Source organism: Myroides sp. C6-3 (assembly GCF_050522425.1).
GTDB lineage: Bacteria > Bacteroidota > Bacteroidia > Flavobacteriales > Flavobacteriaceae > Flavobacterium.
This window is the reverse complement of the sequence record NZ_JBMVQP010000058.1, coordinates 1-9,500: the sequence shown is the minus strand read 5'-3', so window position 1 is coordinate 9,500 and position 9,500 is coordinate 1. Positions and strand designations below refer to the sequence as shown.

10 protein-coding genes and 1 tRNA gene are annotated in these 9,500 nt (G+C 34.5%); 6 read left to right on the top strand and 5 right to left on the bottom strand.

The window, feature by feature from the left end; genetic code table 11:
- Window positions 1–1,481 precede the first annotated feature (1,481 nt).
- The 4 genes from gltX to ACPDG9_RS15475 all read left to right on the top strand — a co-directional run bounded on the left by gltX (window position 1,482) and on the right by ACPDG9_RS15475 (window position 5,423).
- Window positions 1,482–2,993 (top strand): glutamate--tRNA ligase, encoded by a 1,512-nt coding sequence (gltX, locus tag ACPDG9_RS15490; protein WP_430528610.1) that lies wholly within the window; start codon window positions 1,482–1,484, stop codon window positions 2,991–2,993.
- Between the two features lie 100 nt (window positions 2,994–3,093).
- A complete protein-coding gene (locus ACPDG9_RS15485) occupies window positions 3,094–3,603 on the top strand; it encodes a hypothetical protein (protein ID WP_430528609.1) in 510 nt (169 codons plus the stop codon).
- A 78-nt stretch (window positions 3,604–3,681) separates the two neighbouring features.
- Window positions 3,682–4,422 (top strand): hypothetical protein, encoded by a 741-nt coding sequence (locus ACPDG9_RS15480; protein ID WP_430528608.1) that lies wholly within the window; start codon window positions 3,682–3,684, stop codon window positions 4,420–4,422.
- A gap of 62 nt (window positions 4,423–4,484) precedes the next feature.
- Window positions 4,485–5,423 carry an SPFH domain-containing protein gene (locus ACPDG9_RS15475; protein ID WP_430528607.1) on the top strand — a complete coding sequence of 313 codons (939 nt, stop codon included), beginning with the start codon at window positions 4,485–4,487 and terminating at the stop codon, window positions 5,421–5,423.
- A 98-nt stretch (window positions 5,424–5,521) separates the two neighbouring features.
- On the opposite strand, the gene ACPDG9_RS15470 is transcribed toward ACPDG9_RS15475, so the two are convergent.
- The 4 genes from ACPDG9_RS15470 to ACPDG9_RS15455 all read right to left on the bottom strand — a co-directional run bounded on the left by ACPDG9_RS15470 (window position 5,522) and on the right by ACPDG9_RS15455 (window position 8,290).
- Complete coding sequence (locus ACPDG9_RS15470; RefSeq protein ID WP_430528606.1) at window positions 5,522–5,767, bottom strand: DUF6327 family protein; 246 nt, start codon at window positions 5,765–5,767, stop codon at window positions 5,522–5,524.
- A gap of 20 nt (window positions 5,768–5,787) precedes the next feature.
- Window positions 5,788–6,138: a hypothetical protein gene (locus ACPDG9_RS15465; protein WP_430528605.1), complete on the bottom strand. Its 351-nt coding sequence runs from the start codon at window positions 6,136–6,138 to the stop codon at window positions 5,788–5,790.
- Window positions 6,139–6,159: 21 nt separating this feature from the next.
- Window positions 6,160–6,501 carry a YtxH domain-containing protein gene (locus ACPDG9_RS15460; protein ID WP_430528604.1) on the bottom strand — a complete coding sequence of 114 codons (342 nt, stop codon included), beginning with the start codon at window positions 6,499–6,501 and terminating at the stop codon, window positions 6,160–6,162.
- A gap of 106 nt (window positions 6,502–6,607) precedes the next feature.
- Window positions 6,608–8,290 (bottom strand): glutamine--tRNA ligase/YqeY domain fusion protein, encoded by a 1,683-nt coding sequence (locus ACPDG9_RS15455; RefSeq protein ID WP_430528603.1) that lies wholly within the window; start codon window positions 8,288–8,290, stop codon window positions 6,608–6,610.
- A gap of 128 nt (window positions 8,291–8,418) precedes the next feature.
- Here ACPDG9_RS15455 and folB point away from each other — a divergent pair, with 128 nt between their 5' ends.
- Window positions 8,419–8,775, top strand: a complete 357-nt coding sequence (gene folB, locus ACPDG9_RS15450) for a dihydroneopterin aldolase (RefSeq protein WP_430528602.1) — start codon at window positions 8,419–8,421, stop codon at window positions 8,773–8,775.
- Between the two features lie 87 nt (window positions 8,776–8,862).
- A tRNA-Cys gene (locus ACPDG9_RS15445) sits at window positions 8,863–8,933 on the top strand.
- A gap of 206 nt (window positions 8,934–9,139) precedes the next feature.
- Here the strand turns inward: ACPDG9_RS15445 and ACPDG9_RS15440 are convergent.
- Window positions 9,140–9,500 (bottom strand): hypothetical protein (locus ACPDG9_RS15440; protein ID WP_430528601.1); only part of this gene is annotated, 361 nt, incomplete at its 5' end.

Below are 9,500 nucleotides of genomic sequence, written 5' to 3'. Positions count from 1 at the left end.
AAATTTGAAGCTTAAACAAAAAGAGAGCGCTACATTTTGCATATCTCAACTCATACTCCAATAGATTTATTTTACGTCAAATACAGGAAGAAGTAATTTGAAGATCGAACAAAAAGAAGGCGCTACATTTTGCCTATTTCAACTCATACTCTAATAGATTTGTTTTACGTAAAATACAAGGCGTATAAATTTCAAGCTTAAACAAAAAGAAGGCGCTACATTTTGCATATCTCAACTCATACTCCAATAGATTTATTTTACGCCAAATACAGCAATCAGATTTTCTAAAATTCCAAAAAAAAATCCGCGAAAAACTCAACTTTAACAAACAAAAACAGACAAAGCAAAAAAACAGACAAAGCAAAAAAACAGACAAAGCAAAAAAACAGACTTATCAACGTTATCAACAATACTATTTATAGAAATAAATTCTTTTTAAAAATTAAAAAAAATCTTCTCTATTATATTGCTTGTTAATATGTACAATAACTTTTTAGCTAGAATTTGCAGTTTTGACTTATAAAAACTTATTAACACGATATCATTTCTTAAATCGCTTTAAAATAGCTAAATAGCTATCTTATTAACATGGTTAATAACCGTTATCAACAGCTTTTTTGCTATAACTTAGGGGGTGTATAACTGTTAATAAGTGGGTGATAGACTATGGATATCTGACTCATAGTTTCTAAAAAATAAATTTGCACAATTACATTTAGTAGCTGTATTGTAAAATATTTCAACTAAACAAAAAATAGTTATTCTAATCTTTCCATACTTATCAACAAAATCTGTTTATACCATATTGCTTCAAAATCAAAAGATTAGCCTCTTTTTAATAAACTGCTGTTGATAACTATTAAAAGCCTGTATATCAATGAATTATTCACTGATTTTTTTTTAGGCTTTTTTTAGGCCTGCTTCGTTTGTAGGATTATTTACCTTGTTTTAAAGGTATTTTTTACTGTAAATTGAAAGAAAATAAGGCAGGATAAGATTGGTTTTTCTAGTCGTTGAAATCAAAATTTAGCACTGAAAACTGAAAAAGGAATACAGGTAAATACAGCTAAAAAAGGGTGTATAAGGGTGTATTATGATCCAAAAAAATGTTTTTGAAGCGGAGGCTATTTGCTTTTTGAGCGAGTGAAAAAGGAGGTTTTATGAACGATTTAGTACGCAAAAAAGTACGGGAAGAATAGATAATGAAGAAAAAGAAAGTTTGAAAACTGTGAAAAAAAAAGCAAAAAAACTAACCTATTATATAAGGTATATATTTCAAAAAAGAATGTAGGTTCATTGGCTCTTTCTCTTTGCAGGTGTAATTCTTTTTGTTCTTGCGATATGAACATTGGGGAGAGGCTTCCGAATTTCGAGGAAATAGGCGTTAAATCTAGCGTTCAATTTTATAAATGATTTTAAGGCAATTACAACTTTATAAAAACGATAGTTATAGTATCTTTGTAAAAATATAATGAATCAAAATGGCTAATCAAGTTCGCGTGCGTTTTGCACCTAGTCCTACTGGACCTTTACATATTGGTGGTGTTAGAACAGCATTATTTAATTATTTATTTGCTAAACAAAATGACGGTGTTTTCTACGTTAGAATTGAAGACACAGATCAAAATAGATTTGTTCCTGGTGCGGAAGCCTATATTCTTGAAGCCTTAGAATGGTTGGGTATTTCTCCAGATGAAACGATCGGAAAAAACGAAAAGTTTGGACCTTATAGACAAAGTGAACGCAAGGAATTGTACAAACAATATGCAGATCAGTTGATCAAAAGTGGATGGGCATATTATGCATTTGATACAGCAGAAGAATTAGATGAATTGCGTAAGAAAGCGGAAGGAGCTGGAGAAACTTTTATCTACAATCACAACAATCGATCGCAGTTGAAAACTTCATTAAATTTGTCAAAAGAGGAAGTAGATCAATTGATCGCCACTGGTGAACCTTATGTAATTCGATTTAAGACTCCTGTGGGAGAAACCTTATATTTAAATGATATTATCCGTGGAGATATCAAGTTTGATACAAGCTTATTAGACGATAAAGTGTTGTTTAAAAGTGACGGTATGCCAACGTATCACTTGGCTAATATCGTAGATGATCACTTAATGGAAACCTCTCACGTAATTCGCGGGGAGGAATGGTTACCATCTCTTCCTTTACACGAATTGCTCTATAAAGCTTTTGGATGGGAAGCTCCTAAATTTGCCCATCTACCACTTATATTAAAACCGGTTGGAAATGGAAAACTATCTAAACGCGATGGTGATAAGTTAGGATTCCCCGTGTTTCCATTAGATTGGCAAGATCCTATCTCAGGTGAAAAATCTTCAGGTTATAGAGAAAAAGGTTTTTACCCTGAAACGGTACTAAATTTCTTAGCTTTATTAGGCTGGAACGATGGAACAGATCAAGAAATTTTTTCTTTAGAGGAGTTGGTGGCTAAGTTTGATTTAGGGCGTGTACATAAAGCAGGTGCTAAATTTGATCCAGAAAAGAATAAATGGTTCAATCAACACTATTTGAAACTTCAAAATGACGCTGATTTAGCTGAGGATTTTCAACGAATTTTAAAAGAAAAGGGAATTCAAACTGAGGATCACTATGTAGAACAAGTGGTTGGATTGATCAAAGAACGCGCAACTTTTGTGTCGGATTTCTTTGAATTGAGTGATTTCTTTTTCCAAGCACCTGTAGAATATGATTCTAAAGCGCTGAAAAATTGGAAAGAAGATACAGCGGGAATAATGGAACAAGTTGCTGAAATTATTGAAAATGTAGAGGCATTCCATGCTGTAGAAATCGATAAGGAAGTTAAAGATTGGATTAATAATCAAGGAATTGGAATGGGGAAAGTGATGCAGCCTCTACGCGTTTGTGTTGTAGGAGCTTTAAAAGGACCAGATCTTTTCCAAATCATGGCGTTAATTGGTAAAGATGAAACGCTAAAGAGAATAAAACAGGCGATTGCAACACTATAAAATAAATAAAGAGAGCTCATTTAGCTCTCTTTATTTTTATCAAGTCAATTGATCAATTGATTCGAAATAAACTGTAATTTTAAGTTTGAAATAAAAGGGAATGAAAAGAATAGTACCTATTTTAGGTGTAGTTGCCCTATTATCAGCGGCCTGTTCGAATGATGAGGCAAATACAGGACAAAGAGCAGAAAGCGAATGGAACAACTACATTCAGAAGCATTTAATAGGTGAATGGAAGCCAATTTCTATTTGCATTAAGCCTCTGGTAGGAGAAACACTACTCAAAGAAGAGTACAGCAGTATGGGCAAACCCAATGATGTTGTAAGATTAGATACGGATTTTACTGGAGTATTCACCAGAGAAGACGAGTCTAATACGAGTAAAACAACAACCTTTACCTGGTATCATAAATTGGAGGAATTAGGTCTTGTTTTGCCGAATCACCCCGTTTTTAAAGCTGTTATTATACATAAATCCCAGGAAGAACTTGAGGTGGCTTTACCCTTAGAACAAGTGATGCCTTTTTTTAATCTAGAACTACAAGAAAGAATAAATAGAGACCTTGAGGCACAAGGAGAACTCTTAGCTGTTTTTAGATTTGTTAAATAAATGTAATCTTTTAGTTAATTTAAATTTAATTTGATTGATATTAAGTTGTATATTTGATAGTTAACAAAAACTAGTTTTATGAAAAAAACATTACTTTCTTTTTCACTACTTGCATTAGTGCTTTCGGGAACTGTTTCTTGTAGTAGTGATGATAATAGCACAGAACAGAATCATTCACAAACACTGGAATTAAAGTCTCTAAAAGGCAATACAGTTGATCAAAATGAAGAAGTTACCTTTATGATTGCTGTTGGTACAACTGCAATAGAAGGTGCTCAACTCTATGTAAATGGAACAGAATCAACTAATCCATTTAAATTTACCGAAACGGGAACATTCAAAGTTGTTGCGAAAAAAGAAGGATACAAGAATAGTAATGAACTTACGATTGAAGTAAAAAAAGCAGCAGAAACTATTTCTTTGGTTCATACCTGGGTTCCTACGCACGTTAACGTGAGTTTACCTATGGGTGAGCCTATTGCTATGCCTTATCCTAAAAAAGAGAATTGTGAGGACGATACTTTAGTTTTCGATGATGCTTCAATGGTTAATTTTAATTATCACGATGATAGTTGTGCGGTTTCTACAACTGGAACGACTTGGTCATTTAATGAATCAACAAACATATTGACCTTTACTTTATTTGATCAAGAGATGAAAGTTAATGTGACTTCTCTAACAGTAGATAAGTTTACAATTAAAGCTAAAGGAGATCAATTTGCCGCTTTAATCCCAATTTTAGTACCAGATCTAGCTTCAAGTTTGCCACCTGCAATGCTTGCTTTGGTAGAAGTAGAATTACAATTTAATAAACAATAAAAAGAAATCTCCAGTACTGGAGATTTTTTTGTAATTTGAGGTACTAATAAATAAATATTGTTATGTTTTTAATCTTTCTTGTACCTGTATTGATTATCTTGTTTTTAAGTTTCTTTACAGTTAAACAACAATCCTCAGCGATCATTGAACGCTTTGGAAAATTTAATAGCATTAGGCATTCTGGTTTACAATTGAAAATACCTGTTGTAGATCGAATTTCAGGAGTGGTTAATTTGAGGATCCAACAATTGGATGTAATGATTGAAACAAAGACGAAAGATAATGTTTTCGTTAAGTTGAAAGTTTCCGTTCAGTTCAAAGTGATTGCCGATCGCGTTTACGATGCTTTTTATAAGTTGGAATATCCACACGATCAGATTACCTCTTATGTGTTTGATGTTGTTCGCGCAGAGGTACCAAAATTAATTTTGGATGATGTTTTTGAGCGAAAAGACAATATTGCTGTGGCTGTAAAGCGCGAATTGAATGAAGCGATGACGACCTATGGCTATGACATCATTAATACCTTAATCACGGATATTGATCCAGATATTCAGGTAAAAAATGCGATGAATCGAATTAATGCTGCCGATCGAGAAAAAGTAGCAGCGGAGTATGAGGCTGAAGCGAGTAGAATTCGCATTGTGGCTAAGGCAAAAGCTGAAGCTGAATCTAAGCGTCTACAAGGACAAGGTATTGCAGATCAACGTCGTGAGATCGCCCAAGGATTAGTAGAAAGTGTGGATGTATTAAATAAGGTGGGAATCAATTCTCAAGAAGCTTCTGCATTAATTGTCGTAACACAACATTATGATACCCTTCAAGCAGTAGGTGCTGATTCTAAATCTAATTTAATTTTACTGCCTAATTCTCCTACAGCGGCAAGCGAGATGTTAACTAATATGGTTACTTCATTTGCAGCGAGCAGTAAAGTATCAGAAATGAGCTCTACAGCTCCAATAAAGCCTTCTAAGAAGTCAAATGATAGTGGTTTAGAATAAGGTTGTTTTCAAAAAAACAAGGGCTTAAAAGTGCTAAAAATAAAAAAGCGTTGTTCATTAAATACGAACAACGCTTTTTTATTTTTGTGATATGCGAATTATTTTCTAAACTTTCGAAGAATATACTTGAAAATAGAGGTGACTAGTAAAGTCTGAATACCACTAGAGTTTGTCAGTAAGGCACCTGCGGAACCCAATGTATTTTTAATGAGGTTTTGCGGGGTTGCTTCATCTTTTAATTGGTCTAAAGCCGAATTAATTTTTTGGTAATGGATCTCCCTTTTAACGCGTAAGATCTGTAAATCGAGATCAATTTGCTCAAAGGAGGAATAATGCTTTCTCATAGTAGTAGAATTAACAAGTCTTACTCCGAAAAAATAGCTTCGGAAAGCTTTTTAATCAAAGGTCTATCAACGATGTATTTTCGTAAAGTAAAGACAAGAATACTGATTAATAAATAAAAAAGTCCGACATAAAGAAAACCAAGAGATCTACTTTGAATTTGCTCACCAATAGCAATGGCTGCAAATAAAGAGATAAACAAGAGTGAGAGTAAAAAGAAGATGCCCACTGCGAAAACAGTCATAAAAATGATCGCTGTTTTAGCGGTTATTTTGAGGCCTAACAAACGAAAATAGTTCATACTTGAATTGATGTACTCTTCCGAATGCTCTTTGATCTCGTTAATGTTGTTTTTGATTTCCTGGAATGCCATGTCCTACTTGATGTAAAAAGATTATTTTTTCGCGTTTTCTGCTAATTCTTTGCTTTGCTTTTTCAGTTCTGCTAATTTATGCTCTAAAGCGGAGATCACTTCATCTCTTTTTTTACCTGCTGCATTGACAAAATCTTCAATACCATCTTCAATAGTATTTGATTTTCTTTCTACAACACTTCGTACTTGTTTCTTTAAGTCGTCAATTTTGTGCGAAAGCTCATCTTTTGATTCATCAAACGATCTTCTAATTTTTTTTCTCGTCTTTTTTCCTTCATCAGGAGCGAACAGTATTCCAATACCTACTCCTATTGCTGCTCCAGCTACTAAAGCTGCTAATGTACTACCTAAACGATCTGACATAACTAAGTTTTTTTTATGATTATCTCATAAAGTTAATGAAAAAAGGTGTTTTTGTCCGTTAATATAACGTTAAAAACACCTTTATTATAAAGTAATTCTATTAAAACTAGTTCTGATCGAGTTTTGCCCAAGTATCTCTAAGTCCTACAGTCTTATTGAAAACAAGGTGCGTTGATGTACTATCTTTGTCTACACAAAAATAACCCATGCGTTGGAATTGGAATTGATCTCCTTCTTTGGCCTCTTGTAAACTTGGTTCTAAGTATCCTTTGATAACCGATAGGGAATTGGGATTGATAAACGATAAAAAGTCCACCTCTTTATTTCCATCTGGATTTTCATTGATAAACAAGCGATCGTACACGCGGATTTCTGCTTCAACAGCATGTGCAGTAGAAACCCAGTGAATCGTACCTTTTACTTTGCGTTTACTCGCTTCTGTGCCACTTCCACTTCTACTTTCTGGATCGTAAGTAACGTGAATAGCTGTAATATTTCCTTCTTCGTCTTTTACTACGCTTTCTCCTTTGATGATATAAGCGTTTTTCAAGCGAACTTCCTTTCCTAGGGTTAAACGAAAGAATTTACTATTTGCTTCTTCTTTAAAATCTTCTCTTTCAATGTATAATTCTCTTGAAAAAGGAACTTTACGGAAGGTCATTACTTCTTCTTCAGGATTGTTTTCTGCATCTAACCACTCTTCTTGTCCTTCGGGATAGTTGGTGATTACAAGTTTAACAGGATCAAGTACCGCCATGACACGTGGAGCGATTTTGTTCAAATCTTCACGCACACAAAATTCCAATAGCGAAACATCAATAAGGTTATCTCGTTTAGCGATACCAATCGTATCCGCATAGTTTCGGATAGAAGCAGGCGTATATCCTCTCCTTCTCAAACCTGAGATGGTAGACATTCTAGGATCATCCCATCCCGTTACGTGTCCTTCCGATACTAGTCGAGCTAATTTTCGTTTACTTACAACGGTGTGAGAAAGGTTTCTTCTGGCAAATTCACGCTGTTTAGGACGGATGTTCTCCCCTTCTACAACCTGATCTAAAAACCAATCGTACAGCTCTCTGTGCGGTAAAAACTCAAGCGTACAGAAAGAGTGTGAAATACTTTCTAGGTAGTCACTTTCTCCATGAGCCCAGTCGTACATAGGATAAATGCACCAATCATTTTGTGTGCGGTGGTGCGCTTTATTGATTATTCTGTACATAATTGGATCGCGCATCAACATATTCGTATGCGACATATCAATTTTAGCACGTAAAATATGCGTTCCTTCTGCAAATTCTCCTTTTTTCATTCGCTCGAATAAATCAAGGTTTTCCGCTACACTTCGATCTCTAAACGGACTGTTTACTCCTGCAGTTGTAGGAGTACCTTTTTGTTGAGCCATTTCTTCAGAGGTTTGGCTATCTACATAAGCTTTACCTTCTTTGATCATCTGTACAGCCCAATCGTATAATTGCTGGAAATAATCCGATGCATACACTTCATTTGCCCATTTATACCCTAGCCATTCTACATCGTATTTGATTGCGTCAACAAATTCCTGCTCTTCTTTTGAAGGATTCGTATCGTCAAAGCGCAAGTTCACTGGCGCATTGTACTTTAATCCCAATCCAAAGTTTAAACAAATAGAACTCGCATGACCTACGTGTAAATAACCATTAGGCTCAGGCGGAAAACGGAAATGTAGTTTTTCTGTTGGCAAGCCATTTTTTAAATCTTCTTCAATGATTTGCTCAATAAAATTTAATGATTTCTCTTTTGTTGACATGGATATAAATATTATAACTACAAAGGTATCAAAAAACTAAACAAGTTCGAAGCATTTTACTGCTACAAAAGGAGATATCTAACTAAAAATAATCGTAATTTTAGCTTTTAAACTAAAAGAAGGATTTTATGGGGATTATTAGACTTAACAATATTCGTACCTTTTCATTCCACGGTTGTATGCCAGAAGAAGCTAAAATAGGTTCAGAATACCGTGTAGACGTTACCGCTTCAGGAAATTTTAGAGATGCTGCTGCATCGGATGAATTGGTTCACGCTATTGATTATGTGCAGTTGAATCAAATTGTCAAAGAAGAAATGGATAAGCGTTCTAAATTATTGGAAACGGTTGTACAGCGTATTATTGATCGCATTTTACTTGAAATAAAATTAGTAGAGAAAGTTACGGTTGCGGTATCCAAAATTAATCCACCTATTGGAGGAGATGTAGAATATGTAACCGTTGAGATGCAAGGAGTTAGATAGTTTTTCTGGCTTTTGGGGTAAAAAACTCACTTATTTGGTTTTTAAATTTAAAAAATAGTAGTAAGTTTGCATCCAATTAATGGATACGGCATCGTGTCCGAGTGGCTAGGAAGCGGTCTGCAAAACCGTCTACAGCGGTTCGAATCCGCTCGATGCCTCAGAAAAAAGGATAGCAAGCGCTATCCTTTTTTTGTTTACAATAAACCGTTTTACTAAACTTAGAGGAGAAAAGACAACCTTCTTCCCCTCCCTTCTTTAGCTCACTAAGGATATATTTTGTTTTAGTGTTTGATGAATCATCTTCACTATGTTTCGATTTGTGAGGTTTGTTCTTTGTAGAATTTACTCCTGTCTTCTCTCCATTTCACAACATCACAAAATCACAAAGAGCAAAAAATGTACGGTTTATCTCATTAGGTTTATATTTATTCTGGTATTCAATGAATCTTCGCTTCGCTTCGATTTGTGAGGTTTGTTCTTTGTAGAATTTACTCCTGTCTTCCCTCCAATTCACAACATTACAAAGAGCAAAAAATGTACGGTTTATCTCATTAGGTTTATATTTATTCTGGTATTCAATGAATCTTCGCTTCGCTTCGATTTGTGAGGTTTGTTCTTTGTAGAATTTACTCCTGTCTTCCCTCCAATTCACAACATTACAAAGAGCAAAAAATGTACGGTTTATCTCATTAGGTTTATATTTATTCTGGTATTCGATGAATCTT